This window comes from Chitinophaga sp. GbtcB8, assembly GCF_019091455.1.
GTDB lineage: Bacteria > Bacteroidota > Bacteroidia > Chitinophagales > Chitinophagaceae > Chitinophaga.
Map to the genome: position 1 here is coordinate 1 of NZ_JAGXJN010000344.1, position 241 is coordinate 241.

Here is a 241-nt window from a genome sequence, read left to right on the forward strand (position 1 = left end):
TTTATCATAGAACTCAAAAGGAGCCAGGTCAATGGTTTGCATTGGCTGAATGCAGAAGTACAGCAGAAAAGCCTGTTTCACCCATCCATTGACCTGCCATCCGCCTGCCGTAGGTTCTGCTACACGTAACTTGCCTTTATCTACAGCCTCAATAACCGCCCGGATGGCGTCTTAATATGGCATTTCTTCCAGCAGGTTACGGCCGTCCCAGGCGGCCAGAATTTGGTCTTTTAGTTCCATT

The 241-nt window shown here is 48.5% G+C and carries 1 pseudogene; it reads right to left on the minus strand.

The annotated features are described in order from the left end of the window. A pseudogene (locus KVT36_RS32920) lies at positions 1–165 on the minus strand (2,3,4,5-tetrahydropyridine-2,6-dicarboxylate N-succinyltransferase); the annotation flags it as partial. Positions 166–241: the final 76 nt, after the last annotated feature.